Source organism: Solihabitans fulvus (assembly GCF_008386585.1).
Taxonomy (GTDB): Bacteria; Actinomycetota; Actinomycetes; order Mycobacteriales; family Pseudonocardiaceae; genus Solihabitans; species Solihabitans fulvus.
On record NZ_VUOB01000055.1, the window covers coordinates 24,915 to 48,161 of the forward strand.

The 23,247-nt window shown below is 70.7% G+C and carries 20 protein-coding genes; 16 read left to right on the forward strand and 4 right to left on the reverse strand.

Translation table 11 applies throughout. From position 1 onward, the window contains the following. Positions 1–11: 11 nt before the first annotated feature. From pstA to F0L68_RS28055, 5 genes are all read left to right on the forward strand, one after another. On the forward strand, positions 12–1,100 hold the full coding sequence (gene pstA / locus F0L68_RS28035) for a phosphate ABC transporter permease PstA (RefSeq protein WP_223199192.1): 1,089 nt from the start codon (positions 12–14) through the stop codon (positions 1,098–1,100). Between the two features lie 32 nt (positions 1,101–1,132). Beyond that, positions 1,133–2,833: a phosphate ABC transporter substrate-binding protein PstS gene (locus F0L68_RS28040; protein WP_223199193.1), complete on the forward strand. Its 1,701-nt coding sequence runs from the start codon at positions 1,133–1,135 to the stop codon at positions 2,831–2,833. Then, positions 2,830–5,433, forward strand: coding sequence for a hypothetical protein (locus F0L68_RS28045; RefSeq protein ID WP_149852824.1), 2,604 nt, complete (start codon positions 2,830–2,832; stop codon positions 5,431–5,433). Before F0L68_RS28040 ends, F0L68_RS28045 begins: the two co-directional genes overlap by 4 nt. Continuing rightward, positions 5,430–6,347 (forward strand): sortase domain-containing protein, encoded by a 918-nt coding sequence (locus F0L68_RS28050; protein ID WP_149852825.1) that lies wholly within the window; start codon positions 5,430–5,432, stop codon positions 6,345–6,347. Before F0L68_RS28045 ends, F0L68_RS28050 begins: the two co-directional genes overlap by 4 nt. A gap of 86 nt (positions 6,348–6,433) precedes the next feature. Next, entirely contained in the window at positions 6,434–7,090 is a 657-nt protein-coding gene (locus F0L68_RS28055; RefSeq protein ID WP_149852826.1) for a hypothetical protein, read from the forward strand. Here the strand turns inward: F0L68_RS28055 and F0L68_RS28060 are convergent. Both F0L68_RS28060 and F0L68_RS28065 read right to left on the reverse strand, forming a co-directional pair. Continuing rightward, a complete protein-coding gene (locus F0L68_RS28060; protein WP_149852827.1) occupies positions 7,062–8,165 on the reverse strand; it encodes an esterase-like activity of phytase family protein in 1,104 nt (367 codons plus the stop codon). The two genes, F0L68_RS28055 and F0L68_RS28060, sit on opposite strands and share 29 nt — an antisense overlap. 87 nt (positions 8,166–8,252) lie before the next feature. Then, positions 8,253–9,224 (reverse strand): hypothetical protein, encoded by a 972-nt coding sequence (locus F0L68_RS28065; protein ID WP_149852828.1) that lies wholly within the window; start codon positions 9,222–9,224, stop codon positions 8,253–8,255. 299 nt (positions 9,225–9,523) lie between these two features. On the opposite strand from F0L68_RS28065, the gene F0L68_RS28070 reads away from it, so the two are divergent. Beyond that, positions 9,524–10,321 carry a phosphate ABC transporter ATP-binding protein gene (locus F0L68_RS28070; protein ID WP_438672324.1) on the forward strand — a complete coding sequence of 266 codons (798 nt, stop codon included), beginning with the start codon at positions 9,524–9,526 and terminating at the stop codon, positions 10,319–10,321. 78 nt (positions 10,322–10,399) lie between these two features. Here the strand turns inward: F0L68_RS28070 and F0L68_RS28075 are convergent, their stop codons facing one another. Both F0L68_RS28075 and F0L68_RS28080 read right to left on the reverse strand, forming a co-directional pair. Beyond that, entirely contained in the window at positions 10,400–11,548 is a 1,149-nt protein-coding gene (locus tag F0L68_RS28075; RefSeq protein WP_149852830.1) for a phosphatidylinositol-specific phospholipase C1-like protein, read from the reverse strand. Between the two features lie 159 nt (positions 11,549–11,707). Next, positions 11,708–12,088: a tetratricopeptide repeat protein gene (locus F0L68_RS28080; protein WP_149852831.1), complete on the reverse strand. Its 381-nt coding sequence runs from the start codon at positions 12,086–12,088 to the stop codon at positions 11,708–11,710. Between the two features lie 170 nt (positions 12,089–12,258). Between F0L68_RS28080 and eno the strand changes: the two genes are divergently transcribed. The 10 genes from eno to F0L68_RS28130 all read left to right on the forward strand — a co-directional run bounded on the left by eno (position 12,259) and on the right by F0L68_RS28130 (position 23,194). Next, on the forward strand, positions 12,259–13,545 hold the full coding sequence (gene eno, locus F0L68_RS28085; protein WP_149852832.1) for a phosphopyruvate hydratase: 1,287 nt from the start codon (positions 12,259–12,261) through the stop codon (positions 13,543–13,545). Positions 13,546–13,550: 5 nt separating this feature from the next. Beyond that, positions 13,551–14,102, forward strand: coding sequence for an FtsB family cell division protein (locus F0L68_RS28090; RefSeq protein ID WP_149852833.1), 552 nt, complete (start codon positions 13,551–13,553; stop codon positions 14,100–14,102). Next, positions 14,099–14,584, forward strand: coding sequence for a DUF501 domain-containing protein (locus tag F0L68_RS28095; RefSeq protein ID WP_149852834.1), 486 nt, complete (start codon positions 14,099–14,101; stop codon positions 14,582–14,584). The genes F0L68_RS28090 and F0L68_RS28095 overlap by 4 nt, the downstream gene beginning before the upstream one ends. Positions 14,585–14,987: 403 nt before the next feature. Beyond that, a complete protein-coding gene (locus F0L68_RS28100; protein WP_149852835.1) occupies positions 14,988–16,313 on the forward strand; it encodes a lysozyme family protein in 1,326 nt (441 codons plus the stop codon). A gap of 118 nt (positions 16,314–16,431) precedes the next feature. Continuing rightward, complete coding sequence (locus F0L68_RS28105; RefSeq protein ID WP_149852848.1) at positions 16,432–17,385, forward strand: Ppx/GppA phosphatase family protein; 954 nt, start codon at positions 16,432–16,434, stop codon at positions 17,383–17,385. 205 nt (positions 17,386–17,590) lie between these two features. Continuing rightward, positions 17,591–19,204 carry a peptide ABC transporter substrate-binding protein gene (locus F0L68_RS28110; RefSeq protein WP_149852836.1) on the forward strand — a complete coding sequence of 538 codons (1,614 nt, stop codon included), beginning with the start codon at positions 17,591–17,593 and terminating at the stop codon, positions 19,202–19,204. Between the two features lie 92 nt (positions 19,205–19,296). Continuing rightward, positions 19,297–20,223, forward strand: a complete 927-nt coding sequence (locus tag F0L68_RS28115; protein WP_149852837.1) for an ABC transporter permease — start codon at positions 19,297–19,299, stop codon at positions 20,221–20,223. Beyond that, entirely contained in the window at positions 20,216–21,139 is a 924-nt protein-coding gene (locus tag F0L68_RS28120; RefSeq protein ID WP_149852838.1) for an ABC transporter permease, read from the forward strand. The genes F0L68_RS28115 and F0L68_RS28120 overlap by 8 nt, the downstream gene beginning before the upstream one ends. Before the next feature lie 11 nt (positions 21,140–21,150). Then, positions 21,151–22,203 carry an ABC transporter ATP-binding protein gene (locus F0L68_RS28125; protein ID WP_149852839.1) on the forward strand — a complete coding sequence of 351 codons (1,053 nt, stop codon included), beginning with the start codon at positions 21,151–21,153 and terminating at the stop codon, positions 22,201–22,203. After that, positions 22,196–23,194 (forward strand): ABC transporter ATP-binding protein, encoded by a 999-nt coding sequence (locus F0L68_RS28130; protein ID WP_149852840.1) that lies wholly within the window; start codon positions 22,196–22,198, stop codon positions 23,192–23,194. Before F0L68_RS28125 ends, F0L68_RS28130 begins: the two co-directional genes overlap by 8 nt. Positions 23,195–23,247: the final 53 nt, after the last annotated feature.

Here is a 23,247-nt window from a genome sequence, read left to right on the forward strand (position 1 = left end):
GGCGGGCGGTCGTGACGCAGTCATCGGTCGACGAAATGTCCATAGTGGACGTGCCGCGCAGGGTGGGCGGGCGAACGCTGGACGACGTGCTCGCCGTGGTCGGCGCGCTGCTCGGCTCGCTCGCCCTGGTCTGGACCGCGTACCAGAACCTGCTGCCCACCTCGGGCCTGCTCGGCTTCCTCTGCTGCTGGTACGCGGTGTTCCTGCTGATGTACGCGGGCGTCACCGCGCTGCGGCACCCCAGGACCGTGGTCGCCGACCGGGTCGCCGCCGCGGTGGTGCACGCGCTGGCCGGGCTCGTCGGCGTCGCGCTGCTGCTGGTCATCGGCTACACCTTCTGGCGCGGCTCGGACGCGTTGGGGCACGGCAACTTCTTCGTCAGCGACCTCAGCGGCGCCGGTCCGCTCGACCCGCTGAACAAGGGCGGCGTGCTGCACGCGGTGGTCGGTACGCTCGTGGAGATGGCCATGGCCGTCGCCATCACGCTGCCGCTCGGCGTGGCCTGCGCGGTGTTCCTCAACGAGGTCAGGGGACCGCTCACCAGGCCGGTCCGCACGGTCGTCGAGGCCATGACCGCGCTGCCGTCGATCGTGGCCGGGCTGTTCATCTACGTCACTGTGCTGGTGTTCGCCGGGTTCGAGCGCAGCGGCCTCGCCGCGTCGCTCGCGGTCGGCGTGATGATGCTGCCGATCATCGCCAGGGCGTCGGAAGTGGTGCTGCGGGTCGTGCCGGGCGGGCTGCGGGAGGCCAGCCTCGCGCTCGGCGCCTCGCAGTGGCAGACCGTGTGGCGGGTCGTGCTGCCCACGGCACGGCCGTCGCTGGCCACCGCGCTGATCCTCGGCGTCGCGCGCGGTGTCGGCGAGACCTCGCCGGTGCTGCTCACCGCCGGCTACACCACCTACCTCAACGCGGACCCGACGCACGGACCGATGGCGTCGCTGCCGCTGGTCACCTTCAACCTGGCCAAGTCCTCGGAGGCGGTCGACCAGTCGCGCGCGTTCGGCGCGGCCTCCGTGCTGCTCGCCCTGGTGCTCGCGCTGTTCGTGATCGCCAGGGTCGTCGCGGCGCGGTCGGGCAACTCGAAGGGCGGCCGTTCGTGAACCCGGTGCTAGCAAACGGAAAGAGGATCCTGATGGCACGCCCAAGGCGCAGGTTCGCCAGCGCGGCGCTGGCGCTGCTGCTCGCGGCCGCGGTCGGGATGTTCGGCGCGGTGTCGCCGGCGAGCGCGGACGCCTACTACCCGATCGCTGGCTCGGGCTCCACCTGGAGCGCCAACGCCATCTCGCAGTGGATCAGCGACGCGAAGACCTTCGGCCTTCCGGTGAGCTACACGTCCAACGGGTCCAGCGCCGGCCGGCTCGACTTCGCCAACAAGCTCAACGACTTCGGCGTCTCGGAGATCCCCTACCAGGGCACCGACCCGCTGACCGGCAACGCCGACAACTCGCACGGCAGGCCGTTCGCCTACATGCCGATCGTGGCAGGCGGCACGTCGTTCATGTACCACCTGACCGTCGGCGGCCAGCTGCTGCGCGACCTGCGGCTGTCCGGCCAGACCATCACGAAGATCTTCACCGGCCAGATCACCGACTGGTCCGACGACGCGATCACCGCAGACAACAACGGCAGGAAGCTGCCGAAGAAGAAGATCGTGCCGGTGGTCCGCTCGGACGGCTCCGGCACCTCGGCGCAGTTCTCGCTGTGGATGTCCAAGCAGTACAAGGACATCTGGTGCCCGTTCTTCGACGCGAAGGTCGCCCCGGGCAAGCCGTGCGGGCTGACCTCGAACTACCCGACCTTCAGCGGCGACACCGTCGCGCAGGGCAGCTCAGTGCAGATGGCCGGCTACATCTCGGCCGAGTACGCCGAGGGCGCCATCGGCTACGTCGAGTACTCCTACGCGCGCAGCAAGAACTTCCCGGTGGCCAAGATGCTCAACGCGAGCGGCTACTTCGTCGAGCCGACCGACTACAACGTCGCCGTCGCGCTCACCCAGGCGCAGATCAACCAGCAGAAGGACTCCGACCTGTACCTCACCCAGGTGCTCGACGGCGTCTACAGCAACCAGGACCCGCGCACCTACCCGCTGTCCTCCTACTCCTACATGATCCTGCCGACCTCGCTTGACCAGCGGATCACTGCGGACAAGGGCCGCTCGCTCGGCGCGTTCGCGCACTACTTCCTCTGCCAGGGACAGCGCAAGGCCGGCCCGCTCGGCTACTCGCCGCTGCCGCTGAACCTGGTGCAGGCGGGCTTCGACCAGGTGGCCAAGGTGCCTGGCGCGGAACAACAACAGCTCAACCCGAGCGGGTGCGACAATCCGACGTTCGACCCGGCCGACCCAGGCAGCAACCGGCTCGCGAAGACCGCGCCGATGCCGCCGGCCTGCGACCACACCGGCCAGGGGCCGTGCGCGGGCGGCGGGACCGGCGACGGCTCGGCCGGCAACACCGGCACCGGCACCGGGCAGGGCACCGGTCAGGGCGGCAACGCGGGCCAGGGCACGGGTTCGGACGGGAACTCGGGACAACAGGGCCAGAACGGCACCGGGACGGGCGCGGTCGACCCGGTCACCGGCCAGACGGTCGACCCGGCGACCGGGGAGGCCGTCGACCCGGCCACCGGTCAGGTGATCGGGTCGACCAGGAAGGGCGGCTCCGGCGCGGTCGGCAGCGCGACCGAGCTGGCGGCCCTGCGCTCCGAGTCGACCGACACCACCCTCGGCGTGCTCGCCGCCGTCGAGTTGGTGCTGGTGCTCGTGGTGCCCGCGTTCGTGGCACGGCAGATCGGTCGGCGACGGGGGCGGCGTGCCGCCGAGGGAAACGGGGAATGACGATGTCCTGGAACCGCAGGCGAACGGGTAGCCGCGTCGCGCTGGTCGGCTTCGTGTTGGCGATCCTCGGCGGCTGGGCGATGCTGCCGGCCGCGCTGGCGCCAGCAGGGGCGGCCACGGTCGGCCCGGCGGACGGCTCGGCGCAGGCCATGACGCTGACCCAGACCTTCGACCAGACCTACGCGCCCGACCAGGCAGGCGCGGCCTACAAGGGCTCGGTGACGGTGTCCCGGACCGGCGACCTGGTGCGCCAGCGCGTCCGGGTGTCCTGGTCCGGCCTCCGGCCGACCGTCGGCACCGGCCAGTACCCCGTGGTGATCATGCAGTGCTGGGGCGCGCCGCAGGAGGTCACCCAGCAACACTGTTGGGGCGGCAAGAGGTTGATCGACCGGGCGACCGCGGTCGACGCGAGCCCGGTCGACCCCGCCGTCTACGGCCTGCGGAACACCCCGCAGAACAACCTGCTCAAGCGGCTGCTGACCTTCCAGGCGCGGGACGGCCGCAAGTACGCCTGGGACACCACCGATGTCGACGCGAGCGGCAACCCCGGCGGGTTCCCGGACGGTTCGGTGCGCAACGGGCCGCCGCCGGACCGTTCCCCCGACACCTTCAACGAGATCCTGCCGCCGATCGCCCCCGCCGTGACCAAGGCCGACGGCACCGGCCAGCAGACCATCGAGGTGCTGTCGGCGACGCAGCTGCCCAGCCTCGGCTGCACGGCAAGCGCCGCCTGCTCGCTCGTGGTCGTGCCCGTCGGCGAGCCGAACTGCCTGCCGACCGCGCAGATCCCGTTCCCGTCCGTGTTCGGGCCCGCCTGCAAGGTGACCGCCAACCACGTCGACACCACGATGCGCAGCTTCGACTCGTGGAAGTCGCCGACCAACTGGTCGCACCGGTTCGTCTTCCCGCTGTCGTTCCGGCCCACCCCGCAGGTGTGCGCCGCGGACAGCCGCCCGGAGACCTCGCTGACCGGCTCGCCCTACCTCGGCCAGGTGATGGAGAGCTGGCGACCCAAGTTCTGCGGCGACCCGAGCCTGTTCAAGCTCGGCTACGCCAACCTCGGCGAGTCGGACGCCAGGGCGCAGTTCACCGCCAGCGTCAGCGGGGGCCGCACCGACGGCGTCAATGCCGTGCTCACCTCGCAGCCGGCCACCGATCTCGGCAAACCGGTGGTGTACGCGCCGGTCGCGGTCACGGGCTTCGCGGTCTCGTTCGTGCTGGACGACCAGAACGGCAACGAGGTCACCTCGCTGCGGCTCAACGCGCGGATGCTCGCGAAGCTGATCACCCAGTCCTACAACGCGGCCGGGGTCGGCGCCAGCCACCCCACCATCGGGACGAATCCGACCTGGTGGGGCGCGGACAAGGAGTTCCTCGCGCTGAATCCCGGGCTCGCCGTCGGCGGCGTGTACGGGCCCGGCGCGGCCTCGCCGGTGATCGCCCTCGGCGGCCTGGACATGATGCACGCGCTGACCGGTTACATCGCGGCGGATCCGGCCGCCGTCGCGTGGCTCGCCGGCACGCCGGACGAGTTCGGCACGGTGGTCAACCCGGTGTTCCGCAACTACCCGCTGCCGGTGGACCAGGCCGAGCAGCGCGACGCGTGGAAGGTCCCGAGCGGGGTGTTCCAGGGCAGGGTGTGGCTCGACCAGACCGCGAACCGGGTCGACACCGTGCTGAACGCGGCGATCGCGGTGCTCCAGGCCCAACAACCCTCGCAGACCGACCAGTCCTGCGCGGACCCGAGCAAGCCCGAGACCTGCGTGTTCAGCAAGCCGGGCCGGCAGCCGTACGGCACGAGGTCGCTGCTCGCGCTGACCGACCTCGGCGACTCGCACGTGCTCGGGCTGTCCGAGGCGGCCCTCCAGACCTCCTCCGGCGCGTTCCTCCCGCCGACGCAGACGAGCCTCGCCTACGGCCTGCGCGCCACCACGCTCGACCAGAAGACCGGCATCCTTGCGCCGAACTACGCGGCCATGGACGCGCGCGCCTACCCCGGCACCACGGTGGTCTACGCCGGCGTGCCAACCTCGGGGCTGCCGAAGGACTCCGCGGGCAACTTCGCGACGTTCCTCGAGTACGCGGCCGGCGCCGGCCAGGAGTACGGGACGACGGTCGGCAAGCTGCCGGACGGGTACCTCGCGCTGCCCGACCCGCTGCGGGAGCAGACGCGCAACGCGGCGAAAGCCGTTCGGGCGCAACAGGGTGACGTGCCGCCGCCGCCTCCGTCGGTGGCGACCGACCCGGCCGCCGGCACCCTCCCGCCGATCTCCGCGCCTGGGCAGGCCGGGGGCGTCACGGGACCCTCGGACCAGCAGGGCGGCCAGAACGGGACCGGCCCCGTCGCGCAGAACCGGACCCCCGCCCCGGCGGCGGCGCCGGCCACGGCGAAACCGTCGAGCGCGGTGACCAGTTCGGTGAAGCCGCAGGCCAGCGCGGAGACCAGGACCGACTCGTCGTCGTTCGCCCGCTGGGCGCTGCCGGTGCTGCTCGGGCTCGGCGTGCTCGCCGGGGCGCTGGCCCCGCTCACCCCCGTGCTCGCCCAGCCGGGCCACCCGGTGCGCCGGTGGCTCGCGCGGCAGCTGAGGAGATCACGGTGATCGCGATCCTGACCACGCCGGAGGTCGACGCCGAGCCGGCGACCGAGGTCCCGCCGGTCGGGCCGCCGCGCCGCCCGCTGCCGTTCGAGGTCGCGCTGATCGTGCGGGTGCTCGCGGTGTTGTCCTTGCTGTGCCTCGGTTTCGTCGGCTACCTGCTGCTGCTGTCACCGATCCAGCAGGACCGCGCGCAGGGCGTGCTGTACGCCAAGGCGCGCGAGTCGCTCGCGGACGTCACCATGCCGATCGGCGGGACGATCGAGCCGGGCAGTCCCGTTGCGGTGCTTGACATCCCGGGGTTGCGGCTGACCCAGGTGGTGGTCGAGGGCACCACGGGCACGCAGCTCCAGCTTGGTCCGGGCCACCGACGGACCAGCCCGCTGCCCGGCCAGCCGGGCGTCTCGGTGCTGATGGGCAGGGCCGCGACGTTCGGCGCGCCGTTCCGGGAGATCACCAAGCTGCACGAGGGCGACGAGATCACGGTCACCACCGGCCAGGGCCGGTTCAGCTTCCGGGTCGACGGCGTGCGCAGGGAGGGCGACCGCACGGTGCCGTTGCCGGCGGGCGGGAGCCGGATCGTGCTGGTCAGCGTCGAGGGCGGCGGCGCGCTCGACCTCGGCATCGGGCCGGACCGCACGGTGTTCGTGGACGCCACGCTGACCGGCCAGGCCGCCTCGGCCGGAGTCGTGCCGACGGCCGCCCTGCCGGAGGAGGCGCCGCTGCGCGCCGACCCGGCCGGCCTGCTGCCGCTGGTGTTGTGGCTCCAGGCCGCGCTGCTCGCGGTGATCGGCTTCGTCTGGGCCCGGCTGCGGTGGGGCCGCTGGGAGACGTGGCTGGTCGGCATGCCGGTGCTGCTGGCCGTCGCCTGGCAGGTCTACACCGCGGTCGCCGCGGCGGCCCTGCCGAACCTGCTGTAGCCGCGCCCACCCCTGAGGTGGATCAGGGGTCGCACTCGGGGGCCTGCCGGATGTCGGGCCGCCGGCGCGGCGGACAAGATCGAGTCATGACAAGCCGATCGCTGCTGGACCCCCGCACCGCCGTCGCACGGACGGCCTTCGTCGCCGCGCCGCTGTGCATGGTGACCTACGGGGTCATCCGGCTCACCGACCCGAGCCACGGTCCCGGCATCGCCTGGACGGCAGGGCATCTCGCCCTGGTGGTGGGGGCGGCGCTGTTCGGCGTGGTGTTCCTCGGCCTGCACCGGTTGGCGGCCCCGACCAGCACGGCAGGGCGGCTCAGCTTCGGCGCGGCGACGGCCGTCAGCCTGGTCGGCGCGCTGGCGGTCGCGGCGCAGGGCACGATCGACCTGGTCGTCGGCCTCCGCTCGGTCGACCGCCCGGCCATGAACCAGCTGTTCCACGAGATCCAGGGCCACCCCGGCGTGACACCCGCCGTCTACACCGTCGGCCCGATGCTCTTCTACGTTGGGCTGGTGTGGCTGATGGTCCAGCTCGCGGCGCGGCGCCGGATCAGCCCGTGGCGCGCGGGCGCGGTGCTGCTCGGCACCGTCGTGATGGCGCTCGGTCTCAACCTGATCCCGCTCGGCGCGGCGCTCATCCTGGTGGCGCTCGCGCCGTCGAAGAACTGGCGTTGTGAACCCGAGACCGTCATCGGGTCCACAACGCCTGGTGTCAGCTCAGGTGCACACGCACTGCGATGAACTGACTGCACTTGCGCGACTGGAGCTGGTTGTCCGACACCAGCACCAGCGAACGGTCACCGCCGTCCAGCGCGGGGCCCCAGGTCATGCCCTGGAGGTTGTCCACGGAGGACAGTCCGAGCTTCGACACGTCGAGCACCAGGCGCTTGCTCACCGGACGGTAGGTGGCACCGGCCAGCGAGGGCACGGCGAGCACGTTGCTCGCGCCGCTGGCGAAGTTGACCTCGTACAGCTTCGCCGAGTTCTGCCCGGCCTGCTCCAGCACGAGGAAACGGTTGGCGGACACCGAAAGGATCTCCGCGACGCCGTTGCCGGCCACCGCCTCCGGCTGGTAGGCGTACTGCACCAACGGATTGCCGGTGCCGCGGTCGTGCAGGGTCAGCCGGACCGGGCCGCCGACCTCGGGGCCGTCCTGCGCCAGCGAGGTGCGCATCGCGGTGAGCACGCGCTTCCCGTCGGCGGTCATGGCGAGGCCGTGCAGGCCGCCGCCGTCGCGCAGCCCGCTGCCGTCGGCGGCCGGCTTGAGGACGTCCGGGACGCGGTACTGCGACACGAAGGAGCCGTCCGTCTTCGCGACCCGGACCGAGGGATCGGCCGGCGCGGGCTGGGTGCGCGTGCCGGCGCTGGCCCACACCACGTTGCCTGAGGCGGCGTCGAACCGGATCGCCTGCGGGTCGACGAGATCCGCGCCGGCCTGGTCGGACGGCGGGAACGGCGTTCCGTCCTGGCGCAGCAGGGTGCTGACGTCGAACGGGCCGGCCGAGTCCGGGTTCAGCGAGGACAGGTCGAACCTGGCCGAGTAGAAGCGGGCCGACTGGTGGTCGGACCGGTCGCTGCTCAGGGCGTACCAGGTGCCGCTGGCCGCGTCGTAGTCGATGCCGGAGAAGCCGCCGACCCTGGTGCCCTGGTAGTTGACCCAGCCGGGCAGGTTGGCCGAGCCGAGCAGCGTGAAGTCGTAGCCGGGCGCCGAGACGACGGGGTGCGCGGCGGGGGAGGCCTCGGCAGCGGCGGTGCCGATGGTGAGGGTGGTGGCGGCCAGCGCGATGGTCGCGGCGGCCATGGATCTTCTGAACATGCCGATCTCCTTGGTGTGCCGGTGGTGTCGAGAGTCAGCGGGGCCCGCCGACCGAGGTCGACGGGCCCCGAGGTACCGCTGTGCTGACTAGTTCTTGTCGATGCCGCAGTCGGCGGACAGGCGGAAGTTGTTCGCCTGCACGTCGGCGAGCGCGGTCGGGTCGGTGCAGACCCAGCCGAGGCTGCCGAAGACGTTGCTGTACTTGTCGAGGGCCGCGTCGCTCTTGCGGAGGACGTTGAACAGGCCGCGGTCGTAGGCGGTGACGCCGCCGGTGGTCACGGTCTGCGCGGTGGCCGGGTCGACCCTGGCGATGACGTTGGCGGTGCCGGCCGGGTGGGCCGAGTCATCAACGTTGTTGACCTTGATGCCGGTCTTGCCGACGGCGCGGCCGACCGAGAACGGCGCGATGGCGTTGGCGTTGCCGATCAGCGGCGTGGCGTCGTGCTCCTGCGAGACGGTCGCGCAGGTGCCAAGGGTGCCCTCGGTCAGGCCGATGCTGGCCAGGAAGAACGAGCGCGTGCCGGAGCCGGCCTGCGGGATGAACGCCGTGTAGGAGCAGGCGGTGGTGCCGGTGTTGGACGCGTACAGGTCGTGCAGCGCCTGCGTGGTCAGCGTCGTGGGCACGGTGCTGGTGGTGGCGGTGGCGTAGCTGATGGTGTCGCGAGCGAACTCGATGAACGCGAGGGTGGACTCGCTGCCGTCGCTCTTCGGGCCGCGCGAGGAGCGGGCGAAGTCGATGGAGTGCGTCGAGTCGGCCTTCAGCGCGGCGATGCCGGACGAGGAGCCGTTCGGGCGGGTGATCGCGCTGGCACCGGACTTGGTGGTGATCGGCGAGGTGCCGGTGGCGTCCCACGAGGCCAGCTTGTCGGCCGGCGCGGTGGCGTTGTAGTCGGTGGCGAGCTTGTTCACCACGAACTCGGTGGTGTCGGAGCCGACGCCGACGATGTCGTTGCTCGCCGGGGTGAAGCTCGGGTCGGCGGCGGCGGTGCCACCGAGGATCGCGACGAGCGTCGCGGCGCCCGCGACCAGCACCGCGGTCTTCTTGAACGTGGAGCGCATCAAGAATCTCCTTGTCCCTCAACGATATTCCGCCCCTGGTGGGGTGATCAAAACGGTGCCTGACGGCTCGGGCGACCTACCACCACCGCCCGGGGAAGCTTGGGCTTTCGCCGCACGCCGGACTGATGAACGCGCAACCAACAGGTCGACCGTCCACAGTGGACCGCGTTCGACATGTGCAGTGAACCCGCCGTTCACCTCGCGGAGCCGCCCGCCGCCTACGGTCGTGTGTCCGAGCAGAAGGTCAACATCCGCAGGGAGCAACCGTGTCGACGCAAGCGACCGAGGAGTTCGCGCCGATCGGCCCCGATGCCGACGTGCACGGCGCGAACCTGCACGCGCGGGACGTGTCGGCCTGGTTCGGCCGCCGCAAGGTCCTCGACCGGGTGTCGCTGGACATGAACGCGGGCACGGTCACCGCGCTGATCGGGCCGTCCGGCTGCGGCAAGTCCACGTTCCTGCGGATCCTCAACCGGATGCACGAACTGGTGCCGTCGGCCGCGCTGGCCGGCGAGGTCCGCCTCGACGGCGAGGACATCTACGAGCCGGGCAGGCGGATCACCGAGACCAGGCGGCGGGTCGGCATGGTGTTCCAGAAGCCGAACCCGTTCCCGGCCATGTCGATCGCGGACAACGTCACCGCGGGCCTGAAGCTCACCGGGACCAGGGTGTCCCGCTCCGGCCGCGACGAGCTGATCGAGGCCTGCCTGACCCGCGCCGGGCTGTGGAAAGAGGTCCGCGACCGGCTGCGGCAGCCCGGCGGCGCGCTCTCTGGCGGCCAGCAGCAGCGGCTGTGCATCGCCAGGTCGCTGGCCGTCGAGCCGGACGTGCTGCTGATGGACGAGCCCTGCTCGGCGCTGGACCCGACCTCGACAAGGCGGATCGAGGAGACCATCGCGGAGCTGCGCACCCAGGTCACCGTCGTGATCGTCACGCACAACATGCAGCAGGCGGCGCGGGTGTCCCAGCGCTGCGCGTTCTTCCTCGCCGAGGACGGTGCCCCCGGCCACATCGTGGAGGCCGGCCCGACCGACGTGATCTTCAACGAGCCAACCGACCCGCGCACCGCCGACTACGTGCACGGCCGCTTCGGCTGAACCTCGGCCCGGTGTCATGAAAGAGCCCGTCAAGACGTCCGGTGTCTTGACGGGACCCTTCATGACCTGGCGTGTGCGTCAGCTGCCGACGCGGTCCAGGCGGTCCGAGCGGCAGGAGCGCCGCGCGTTGACCGGGTTGCAGCGGACCGCGTCGTCGCCGGGCAGCTGCGCCACGTAGTCGGTGCCGTAGCGGGCCGCGAGACCGACCACCGGGAAGTCGGTGCTGATCATCTGCGCGCCGCTGGCGAGCGCCGCGTCGAGCCTGCTGGTGTCGCCGGACCTGGCCTGGGTGAACGGCTCGTCCGAGCGGGTCCGCACGAAGTAGCCCCTGCGCACCAGGTCCTGGATGGCCGAGGTGTTCGCGCCGGTCGGGTCGTTCTGCTCGATGAACGCGGCGTCGGCCCTGCCCGGCCGGGAGTTGGTGAACACCACGCGGCCCTCAAGGCTGGGCCGGCCCGCGCGGTAGGCCTGCTGCATCGGGCCGTCCTGGTTGTCCATCAGGAACAGCACCTTGCCGGCGCTGGCGGCGACGGTCGGCCAGCCGGACTGGAGCACCGACTGCTCAAGCGTTCTGCCCGGCCTGCGGATGTCGTCCGGGGTGATCATCTCGTGCGGCGCGAACACCGAGCGGAGCTCCGCGTCGAGGCGGTCGAGGTTGGCCGCGTCCCACGGCGGGCTCTTGGGGCCGCCCAGCTTCTCCATCGCCGGGTCGGTCTGCTTGAACTCCAGCAGGATCGGGATCGGCGCGTGGCCTCGGTTGGCGTTCGACCACTCGCGCACCTGGCGCAGGCAGACGACCAGCGAGGCGCAGGAGGTGCCGTAGTCGTGGTCGGCCCAGTGCATCACCTTGATGCCCGGCCTGCGCATCTCCGGATCGGTGATCGGGCCGAGGCCCGCGTCGCGGCGGACCAGCGGAGCGGCGTAGAGGCCGCCGTCGGGGTCGGGGAAGATGTCCAGCTCGATGCCGCGCACCCGCTGTCCGCCGAACTGCTTGGGTAGCGACGCGTGCGAGTAGGCCAGGTTCCACGCGCCGGAGTCGGTGAGCTTCTGGACGGCCTTCTCCTCGTCGGTCAGCTCCCGGTGGTAGCTGTTGTGCGTGGCGATGGCCTGGATCTGGTTGAGCCGCACCGGGTCGCCCCACGGATTGGCCACGGACGCCGGCGCGGTCGCCAGCCCGATGGTCACGGCGAGGGATGCGGTGATGACGGCGAGACGACTTCGGCGCACGGCGACTCCTTCTGGAGATCCTCGGACACGATCTGATGATCATCCGGAGCGCCCATGGCGTCGAGATGTCCGTTATTCACCGACCCGGTGAAAGTCAGTGAACAGTTCACGGACGAACGGGACGGAACAATTCCGGGCCGAACAATGCCGGGAGAGCGGTCAGTTGTCGCGTTCCAGGGCCATTCGGGCCCGCAGCTCGCCGAGCGCCTCCTGGTACTCCGGCGACGGATTCATCGCCGTGGCCATCCGCAGCTGCGCCTGCGCCTCGGTGAACAGCCCCTGCCGTTGCAGCGTGCGGCCGAGGGCAAAGCGGGCGTAGTGGTCGCTCGGGTCCAGCTCGATGACCTTGCGGAACGCCTCCTCGGCCCGCAGCAGCTGCGCCGAGCCGAGGTACGCGCGCCCGGCCAGCAGCTGCACGCTCGGCTTGTCGGCGGCCACCTCGAGCACCTCACGCAACTCGCGCAGCGCGTCGAGCGGGCGGCGGCCGGCGAGTAGCGCCTCGGCCCGTCGAAACGCCTCGAAGGTGCTGTCGGTGGTCATGGTCCGACCAACGCTACGCACGCCGACGCTGTTCCTCGACCGCCGTCCGGATGGCTGGCGGACCCGGGTCACGATGACCTATCTCTCGTGCGCGCGTGCCTGCGCGGGTCGGCGGGCGCGCCCAAGTAGGCTTGGGCCGAGACTGTTCTCCAGTGGGATAGGGAGCGCACGTGGCGGTCATCGAACAGGTCGGCGCACGCGAGATCTTGGACTCGCGAGGCAACCCCACCATCGAGGTAGAGGTGGCGCTGGACGACGGCACGCTGGGTAGGGCCGCGGTCCCGTCCGGCGCGTCGACCGGCGAGCACGAGGCGGTCGAGCTGCGCGACGGCGACGCCGGTCGCTACGGCGGCAAGGGCGTCGAGCGTGCGGTGAACGCCGTGCTGGACGAGATCGGCCCCGAGCTGGCCGGCATCGAGGCGGTCGAGCAGCGCGTCGTCGACCAGAAGCTGGTCGACCTCGACGGCACCCCGGACAAGTCCCGGCTCGGCGCGAACGCGATCCTCGGCGTGTCGCTCGCGGTGGCGAAGGCGGCCGCGGAGTCCAGCGGCCTCGAGCTGTTCCGCTACGTCGGCGGCCCGAACGCGCACGTGCTTCCCGTGCCAATGCTCAACATCCTCAACGGTGGCGCGCACGCCGACACCGACGTGGACATCCAGGAGTTCATGATCGCGCCGATCGGCGCCGAGTCCTTCCGCGAGGCGCTGCGCTGGGGCACCGAGGTCTACCACGCGCTCAAGTCCGTGCTGAAGGCCAAGGGCCTCGGCACCGGGCTCGGCGACGAGGGCGGCTTCGCGCCGAACCTGTCCAGCAACCGCGCCGCGCTCGACCTGATCGTCAGCGCCATCGAGAAGGCCGGCTACACGCCGGGCCGCGACGTGGCGCTCGCGCTCGACGTCGCCGCCACCGAGTTCTACTCCGACGGCGCCTACACCTTCGAGAAGACCAAGCGCAGCGCCGAGCAGCTCACCGGCTACTACACCGAGCTGGTCGACGCCTACCCGCTGGTGTCCATCGAGGACCCGCTGGCCGAGGACGACTGGGACGGCTGGGTTCGGATGACCGCCGAGCTCGGCGAGCGCGTGCAGATCGTCGGCGACGACCTGTTCGTCACCAACCCGGAGCGGCTGGAGGAGGGCATCTCCCGCCGCGCGGCCAACGCGCTGCTGGTGAAGGTCAACCAGATCGGCACGCTGTCGGAGACGCTGGACGCGGTCGCGCTGGCCACCTCCTGCGGCTACAAGAGCATGATGAGCCACCGCTCCGGCGAGACCGAGGACACCACCATCGCCGACCTCGCGGTGGCCGTCGGCGCCGGGCAGATCAAGACCGGTGCGCCCGCCCGTGGCGAGCGCACCGCCAAGTACAACCAGCTGCTGCGGATCGAGGAGGCGCTCGGCGACGCCGCGAGGTATGCCGGCGACCTGGCCTTCCCCCGGTACCTGCCGGAGAGCTGAGCCCGGTGCCTCCACGCGAGCACGATCGGGAGCGGCGGCGTCGACGGACGGACGGTTCGTCGGCCCGTCGACCCGAGCGTGCTCGGCGCGCGCCGAAACCGGAGCGCGCGGCGACACCAGCCGCCACGGGCACCCGGCTGCGGGCGCGGCAGCGCGGCAACCAGGGCACCGGCGGCGCGTTCGGCATGTCCAGCACGCGGCGGGCCGCGCTGCTGGCGCTGGTGGTTTGCGCGCTGGCGCTGAGCATCGCGGTGCCGCTGCGCACCTATCTCGCCCAGCGGGCCGAGATGCGGGACGTGAACCACCAGCAGGAGCAGCTGCGCGCGGACGTGCAGCGGCTCCAGGACCGGCAGCAGCAGCTCGGCGACCCCGCCCAGCTGGAGGCGGAGGCCAGGCGCAGGCTCGGCTATGTCCGGCCCGGCGAGACGCCCTACATCGTGCACCTGCCCGGCGACGCGGCGGCGCAGCAGCAACAGCAGAAACCGGCGACGAAGCCGGCCGAACAGAAGGCGTGGTACGAGAAGCTGTGGGACTCGATCGCGGGAAACGGCTCATGACCGACGGGCCGATCACCGAGGAGGACCGCGCCGCCATCCAGGCCCAGCTCGGCCGGTCGCCGAGGGGGTTGCGCGCCGTCGCGGCCCGCTGCCCCAGCGGCCATCCCGCCGTGGTGCGCACCAGCCCGAGGCTGGAGGACGGCACGCCGTTTCCCACGCTGTACTACCTGACCTGCTCCCGGCTGTGCTCGTTGGTGAGCACGCTGGAGGGCAGTGGCCTGATGCGGGAGATGACCGACCGCCTCGCCGAGGACGAGGAGTTGGCCGCCGCGTACCTGCTGGCGCACCAGGCGTATTTGGCCGAGCGGGACGCCATCGAACCGCTCGGCACCGAGGTCAGCGCGGGCGGCATGCCGACCAGGGTGAAGTGCCTGCACGTGCACGTCGCGCATTCTTTGGCGGCCGGCAAAGGCGTCAACCCATTCGGCGACGAGGCGCTCGAACGGCTCGTCGGGCAGTGGCCGTCCGGAGATTGCGCTTAGTCGACCAGCGCACGTTCGTCGAATCCGGAAATTGGTCTGGTCGGCTTCGCCGCTGGGGCGGTATTCGGCGGCCGAGGAGACAAAAGGGCAGGTGGCGGTGCCTTCGGTGCCGGGGACGCGTGCCGTGCGGGAGCGTCCACGGCCGCGCGATGGGGCAGCGTTGTCGGGCCGCAGGCCGGGTCAAGTGTGAATATCTGCTGTACACGAGCTTCACTGCCGGTTGGCTAAACACGAGTTCTTCGCTCCCGCCGTCCTGCGGAGTGACACTGCCGCGCCGATAAGGCATGGTGAATGGCGGCAGAGCGAGGGGTGCCCACCGGCGCACGCCGGTGTGGTCCGTCGGGACGAGGGCTCAGGGAGTGGGTTTTCCGTGGCAGCGCCGAACCGCAGGACAGGGAGCAGGGTGCGGAAGAGCGTCAGGAGTGGACGCGCCGCATCCCCGAGACAGATCGGGCTGGCCGCGACCGCTGCGGCGACCCTGCTCGCTCCCGCCCTGCTCACCGGCAGCGGCGTGATGTCCTGGGTGAACCTGGCCAACGGCACGCGGATCGTCGCGGACCCGGCCGCCCCCGGCGACCTGCACCGCAAGGTCCGCACGCCGTTCGACCTGAGCAAGGTCAACGTCAACGGCAGGCTCCCGCAGACCGACGAGCTGTCCGCGCAGCTGCTCAAGTCCGCCGACAACCCCAGTGAGCTGGCCGGCGAGACCAACCCGCTGATCAACCGGCTGCCGCAGGGCCCGCTCGGCATCCCCGGCGTCGTGCTGGACGCCTACCTCAAGGCGCAGGACCGGCTGGCCGCGACGATGCCCGGCTGCCACCTGAGCTGGTCGCTGCTCGCCGGCATCGGCCGGATCGAGTCGGGGCACGCGCGCGGCGGCCTGGTCGACGTCAACGGCACGACGCTCTCGCCGATCCTGGGCCCGGTGCTCAACGGCGGTCCCGGCATGGCGGCGATCCCGGACACCGACGGCGGCCGGTACGACGGCGACAGCACGTGGGACCGGGCGGTCGGCCCGATGCAGTTCATCCCGTCGACGTGGGCCGGCTACACCGACCGGATCCAGGCGCACAACGGCGGCGTGCCCAACCCGCACAACGTCTACGACGCGGCGCAGGCCGCGGCCTACTACCTGTGCTCGGCCGGCGGCGACCTGAGCAACCCGGTCGAGCGGGCCAAGGCGGTGTTCCGCTACAACCACTCCGACGAGTACGTGAGCACCGTGCTGATCTGGGCCGACGCGTACGCGGTCGGGGTGACCCCGCTGCCAAGCTCGACCGCGCCGATCGACATCACCGGGCCGGCGCAGCAGATCGGCCAGACCCAGCCGGGCACGACGCCGGGCCAGTCGACCGGCACGCCGAACCAGCCCGCCGGCACCCCGACCGCGCCGACCACGACGAACCCGTCGCCCGGCTCGGCGACGACGACCGCACCGCCGTCGAGCACCTCGGGCACGCTCGTGCCGACCGCGCCGAGCACCAGCACGCCGCCGTCGAGCACCACGACGACGCCGAGCTGCCCGACGACGCCGGCACCGACCAGCACGACGACCAGCACGCCGCCGACCAGCACGACGACGCCGAGCAGCCCGCCGCCGGGGTGCCCGACGCCGACCACGACCACCACCACGCCGTCCGGACCCTCGTCGGCGGCCAGGTCCGACGCCACCAGCCCGACGCTCACGCCGTCCGCCACCGCGCCGTCCGCCACCGGGTCGTCGCGGTAGCGGCGGCGTCGCGGCCCGCGGCCACCGCGTCCTGGCGGGCGCCGACCCCTCGGCTACCGTGGTCCCAGTAGGGGTGGTCCCGGTAGGGACTGTGCTGCGGTTCGGCGAGGAGGACGTGATGGCGCGGGTGGCCGCGATCGACTGCGGGACGAACTCGATCCGCCTGCTCGTCGCGGACGTCACCGTCCGCGAGGACGGGAGCCGCTGGCTGCGGGACGTGCACCGCGAGATGCGGATCGTCCGGCTCGGCCAGGGCGTGGACGCCACCGGCCTGCTCGCGCCGGAGGCGCTGGCCAGGACCAGGGCCGCGCTCGTCGACTACACGGCCGTGCTGCGCCGCAAGGGCGCGGAGCGGGTGCGCATGGTGGCCACCTCGGCGACCAGGGACGCGGGCAACCGCGCCGAGTTCTTCGCGATGACCGGTGAGGTCCTCGGCGTCGAGGCCGAGGTGATCAGCGGCGACGAGGAGGCGAGGCTCTCCTTCACCGGCGCGGTCGCCGACTGCGAGCCGGACGACGGCCCGTTCCTCGTCGCCGACATCGGCGGCGGCTCGACCGAGCTGGTGCTCGGCGGCTGGAACGGCGTCCTCGGCGACGTCGAGGCGGCCCGTTCGGTCGACATCGGCTGCGTCCGGCTGACCGAGCGCTGCCTGCACTCGGACCCGCCGACGCAGGGTGAGATCGCCACGGCGGTGTCGGTGGCCACCGAGGTGCTCGGCGAGGCGTTCGCCGCGGTGCCGGTGGCCAAGGCGCGCACCTGGATCGGCGTCGCCGGCACGGTCACCACGCTGGCGGCCGTGGCCAGGGAGCTGCCCGCCTACGACGCGGAGCGGACCCACCTGACCAGGCTGAGCCTGGACGAGGTCCGCGAGACCACCGAGCGGCTGCTGGCCATGACGCACGAGCAGCGGGCCGCGATCCCGGTCATCCACCCCGGCCGGGTCGACGTCATCGCCGGCGGGGCCGTCGTGCTGCGGGTGCTCGCCGAGCAGTTGGCCGAAAAGGCCGATATCACGGAATTGCTCGTCAGCGAGCACGATATTCTCGATGGCATCGCATTCGCCCTAGCCTGAGTACCGCTGAATGGCAGTGTGAACTGCGCCACATGGCTTAATACTTTATGATCGTAATGGCTTTGTGATCGGGCCTCCTCCCGGATTCGATGATCCATCCGGTTAACGTCCTCTCACGGTTCGGGGAGGGCATCCCCTCCCTGGCGGCAGCGCGGTCGGCACCCCCGTTCGGCCTGCGCCTGACGGAGAACTGGGGAGAGTTCTGATGCGAAGAGCGCGTTCGATCACCTGGTTGGCACTGCCCGTGGCGCTGGTCCTGGCGGCCGCTGGCTGCGGCAGCGGCGGCGACACCAACTCGGCCGGCAGCGGCGGGGAGAGCGGCACCGTCTCGATCTACGGCACCGAGCCCAAAGCCACCCTGCTCCCGGCCAACACCACCGAGCTTGGCGGCAACAAGGCCGTCAGCGCGCTGTACGTCGGGCTGCTCGCCTACCGGCCGGAGGACGCCAAGCCCTACAACCTGATGGCCGATTCGATCAAGACCAGCGACGCCAAGGTCTTCGACATCACCATCAAGAAGGGCTGGAAGTTCCACGACGGGTCCGAGGTCAAGGCCAAGAACTACGTCGACGCCTGGAACTACGGCGCCTACGCGCCCAACGCGCAGCAGGCCGCGAGCTTCTTCGAGAACATCCAGGGTTACGCCGACGTCAACCCGCCGAAGGAGGGCGACAAGCCCACGGCGCAGACGATGTCCGGCCTGAAGGTGCTAGGCGACTACGAGTTCCAGGTCACGCTGAACGCGCCGTTCTCGGTCTTCCAGACCAAGCTCGGCTTCTCGGCGTTCTACCCGCTGCCCGACGCGTTCTTCAAGGACCCCAAGGGCTTCGCGGACAAGCCGATCGGCAACGGGCCGATGAAGTTCGTGTCCCGCACGCCGAATGCCGACATCAAGCTGACCAGGTTCGACGACTACCAGGGCGAGAACAAGGTCCACTTCAAGGACCTCGACATCAAGATCTACTCCTCGCAGGAGGCCGCCTACAGCGACCTGCTCGCCGGCAACCTGGACTTCATGGAGGCGTTGCCGCCCAACGCCAAGGTCGCCGACAAGTACAAGGCGGACCTCGGCGACCACGTGCTGACGACGCACCTGCTCGGCATCAGCACGATCGCGATCCCCTACTACGTGCCCGGGTATAACAACCTGGACCTGCGCAAGGCGATCTCGCTGGCGATCGACCGGGACAAGATCACCAAGACGGTGCTCAACGGCAGCTACGTGCCGGCCGACGGCTGGATCTCCTCGGGCATCGAGGGCTACCAGCCCGACGTGTGCGGTGAGTGGTGCAAGTTCGACCCGGCCAAGGCCAAGGACTACTTCCAGAAGTCCGGCTTCACCGGCAAGCTGACCATCGCCTCGAACGCCGACGGCGGCCGCAAGGAGCCGCTTGAGGCGGCCTGCGCCAGCATCGCGCAGACGCTTGGCGTGTCCTGCGAGTTCGTGCCGTCGACCAACTTCGGCGCGTTCCGCCAGCTGGCCGACTCGCACCAGTTCACCGGCATGAGCCGGATGGACTGGTCGGCCGACTACCCGTCGATCGAGGACTTCCTCACGCCGATCTACCGCACCGGCGGCTCCTCGAACGACTCGCTGTACTCCAACCCCGAGTTCGACAAGCTGTTGGCCCAGGCGGACGCCACGGCCGACAAGGACGCGGCGATCAAGATCTACCAGCAGGCGCACGCCCTCCTGGCGAAGGACCTTCCTTCGGTCCCGGTGTGGGACGAGAAGGGCATCGGCGGCTTCTCCAAGAACCTGAAGGCCGCGAAGCTCAACTTCCAGCGCCAGGCGGAGATCTCCGAGTTCCGGCTCTGACCCACTGACGGCGTGACGGACCCGGCCCCGGTGCCACCGCATCGGGCCGGGTCCGGCGCCGACCACTTCCCACCACGCCAAGGAGTGGACGCATGGGTCGCTACATCCTGCGGCGCTTCCTCCAACTCATCCCGGTCTTCTTCGGCACCACCTTCATCATCTACACGCTGGTGTGGGCGATTCCGACCGATCCGTTCGCCGGCAAGTGCGGGCAGCGCCCGTGCCCGGCGTCCTACATCGAGGTGATGCGGGCGAAGTTCAACCTCGGCGACCCGCTGATCGTCCAGTACTTCAAGTATCTAGGCCGGCTGCTCACCGGCGACTTCGGCGAGACCTTCGCCGGCCTGTCCGTCGGCAAGCTGATCTCCACCGCCTACCCGGTCACCGTGCGGCTCGCGCTCATCGCCGTGCTGATCGAGGCGGTCATCGGCATCGGCGCCGGCGTGCTCACCGGCCTGCGCAACAAGGGTTTCCTGGACAACCTCGTGCTGGTGTCCACGCTGTTCCTCATCTCGCTTCCGGTGTTCGTCACCGGCTTCGTGCTCCAGATCGTGCTCGGCGTGCAGTGGCACCTGATCAGCCCGACGGTGTCGCGGGCCGCGACCTTCGGCGAGCTGATCGTGCCCGGCTTCGTGCTCGGCAGCCTGTCCATGGCCTACGTCGCGAGGCTCACCAGGACGAGCATCGCGGAGAACCGGCACGCCGACTTCGTCCGCACCGCCATCGCCAAGGGGCAGCCGACCAAGCGGGTGGTCGGCATCCACCTGCTGCGCAACTCCGTCATCCCGGTGCTCACGCTGCTCGGCACCGACCTCGGCGCCCTGATGGGCGGCGCGATCGTCACCGAGGGCGTGTTCAACATCAACGGCATCGGCGGCCAGATCTTCCGAGGCATCCAGGACAAGGAGGGCGTGCTGGTGACCGGCATCGTCACCCTCCTGGTGCTCGTCTACCTGCTGGCGAGCCTGCTCGTCGACCTGCTCTACGCCGTACTCGACCCGAGGATTCGCTATGACTGAACCGAGCGAACTCCAGCTATCCGAGGCGCCGCCAGGCGGGCTGACCAGACAGGGCAGCCTGTGGGGCGACGCGTGGCGGGAACTGCGCCGCAAGCCGAGGTTCGTGATCTCCGCGGCGATCATCCTGGTGGTGCTGCTGATGGCGGTCGTCCCCAGCCTGTTCACCTCGGTCGACCCCAACTTCGCCGACCTGGACCACTCGCGGGCGCTGCCCTCAGGCGACGCCTGGTTCGGCTACGACCTCCAGGGCAGGAACCTCTTCGCGCGAACGGTCTACGGCACCAGGGCGTCGCTGATCGTCGGCGTGACCTCGGCGCTGCTGACCGTGCTGATCGGCTCGGTCATCGGCATCGTCGCCGGCTACTACGGGAAGTGGCTGGACAGCCTGCTGTCCAGGTTCGGCGACATCTTCGCCGGCATGCCGTTCGTGCTCGGCGCGATCGTCATCCTCACCACGCTGAACGCGCCGACCAGCAACCCGAGCCAGACCAGGATCATCGTGCAGGTCGTGCTGTCCATCGCGGTGCTGTCCTGGCCGGTGGCGATGCGGATCATGCGCTCCGCGACGCTGGTGGCCAAGCAGTTGGACTACGTCAAGGCCGCGCGCGGGCTGGGCGCCAGCCCGTTCCGGATCATCTTCCGGCACCTGCTGCCCAACACGCTCGCGCCGGTCATGGTGTACGCGACGATCGCGGTCGGCGCGTTCATCGGCGCCGAGGCGACGCTGGCGTTCCTCGGCATCGGGCTGCGCCCTCCCGTGGTGTCCTGGGGCGTGATGATCAGCGACTCCAGCAACTACGTCCGGACGGTGCCGCACATGCTGTTGTTCCCCGCGGCCTTCGTGACGATCACGGTGCTGGCCTTCGTGATGCTCGGCGACGCGGTGCGCGACGCCCTCGATCCCAAGTCGCGCTAGGGGAGGCTCCGATGTCCGAGTCCGTCTACGACGGCGCCACCGGAACGTTCGTGTCGCCGCAGGCGCGCGAGGCGGCCGAGGCCGAGCCGCTGCTCGAGATCGCTGACCTGCGGGTGGAGTTCCGCACCCGCGACGGCGTCGCCAACGTGCTCAACGGCGTCTCCTACCGGGTCTCTGTCGGGGAAACCCTTGCGGTACTTGGTGAATCTGGCTCAGGTAAGAGCGTGACCGCGCAGGCGGTGATGGGCATCCTGGACACGCCGCCCGCCTTCGTCACCGGCGGCGAGGTGCGGTTCCACGGCGAGAACCTGCTCGCCGCCGACGCCGACCGCCGGATGGCGGTGCGCGGCGACGGCATCGCGATGATTTTCCAGGACGCCCTGTCTGCGCTGAACCCGGTGTTCACCGTCGGCTTCCAGATCGAGGAGCAGCTGCGGGTGCGGCGCGGCATGACCCGCGCCGACGCGCGCAAGCGGGCGGTGGAACTCCTCGACCTGGTCAGGATTCCCGGCGCGGCACGGCGGATTCGCGAGTACCCGCACCAGTTCTCCGGCGGGATGCGGCAGCGCGCCATGATCGCGATGTCGCTCGCGCTCGATCCCGAGGTGCTGATCGCGGACGAGCCGACCACCGCGCTGGACGTCACCGTGCAGGCCCAGATCATGGACCTGCTCGCGGAGATCCAGCGCGAGCGCGACATGGGGCTGATCCTGATCACGCACGACCTCGGCGTGGTCGCCGACGTCGCCGACCGGATCGCCGTCATGTACGCGGGCCGGATCGTGGAGGAGGCCGACGTCTACTCGCTGTTCCGCTCGCCGGGTCACCCCTACACGGCGGCGCTGCTGGAGTCGTTGCCCCGACTGGACCTCAAGGGCCAGGAGCTGCGCACGATCAAGGGCCTGCCGCCGAGCCTCACCGACATACCGCCGGGCTGCCCGTTCCATCCACGGTGCGCGATGGCCGCCGACGTCTGCGCGACGACGGTGCCGGAGTTCCGCCACCTCGGCGACGGTCGGGCCAGCGCGTGCCACTTCGCGGGGGAGATGCAGAGCCGTGGCTGAGGCGATTCTCGAGGTCACCGACCTGGTGAAGCACTTCCCGGTGCGGGTCGGCGTGCTGGTGAAGCGGACCGTCGGGCACGTCAAGGCGGTCGACGGTGTCTCCTTCGCGCTGCGGCAGGGCGAAACCCTTGGCGTGGTTGGCGAGTCCGGCTGCGGCAAGTCCACCCTCGCCCAGGTGTTGATGCGCCTGGAACCGCCGACGAGCGGGAGCGTGCGGTTCAACGGGGAGGACGTGTTCGCCAAGCGCGGCGCGGCGTTGCGCAGGCTGCGCCGCGACATCCAGATCGTCCTCCAGGATCCCTACACCTCGCTCAACCCGAGGATGACCGTCGGCGACATCGTCGGCGAGCCCTTCGAGATCCACCGGGACGTCGCGCCCAAGGGCGATCGCCGCAGGCGCGTCCAGGACCTGCTCGACGTCGTCGGCCTGAACCCCGAGCACATCAACCGGTATCCGCACCAGTTCTCCGGCGGGCAGCGGCAGCGCATCGGCATCGCCCGCGCGTTGGCGTTGCGCCCCAAGGTGATCATCTGCGACGAGCCAGTGTCCGCGCTGGACGTGTCCATCCAGGCGCAGGTGATGAACCTGCTCGGCGAGCTACAGACCGAGTTCGGACTGTCCTATGTGTTCATCGCGCACGACCTGTCGGTGGTGCGGCACCTGTCCGACCGAGTCGCGGTGATGTACCTCGGCAAGATCGTGGAGATCGGCACCGACGAGCAGATCTACGAACACCCCAGCCACCCCTACACGCAGGCGCTGCTGTCCGCGGTGCCGGTGCCCGACCCGCAGCTGCGCGGGCAGCGCGACATCATCCGGCTGACCGGGGACGTGCCGAGCCCGATCGACCCGCCGTCGGGCTGCCGGTTCCGCACCCGCTGCTGGAAGGCCCAGGACGTCTGCGCCGAACAGGAACCGCCCCTGGCGGTCAGCGTCGGCGAGCACCCCAGCGCCTGCCACTTCGCCGAGGAACGCTCCGTCGTCCCCTGACCCCGCGTTCCCCCATGTCCCCATGTCCCCGCGTCATGAAGGGTCCCGTCAGG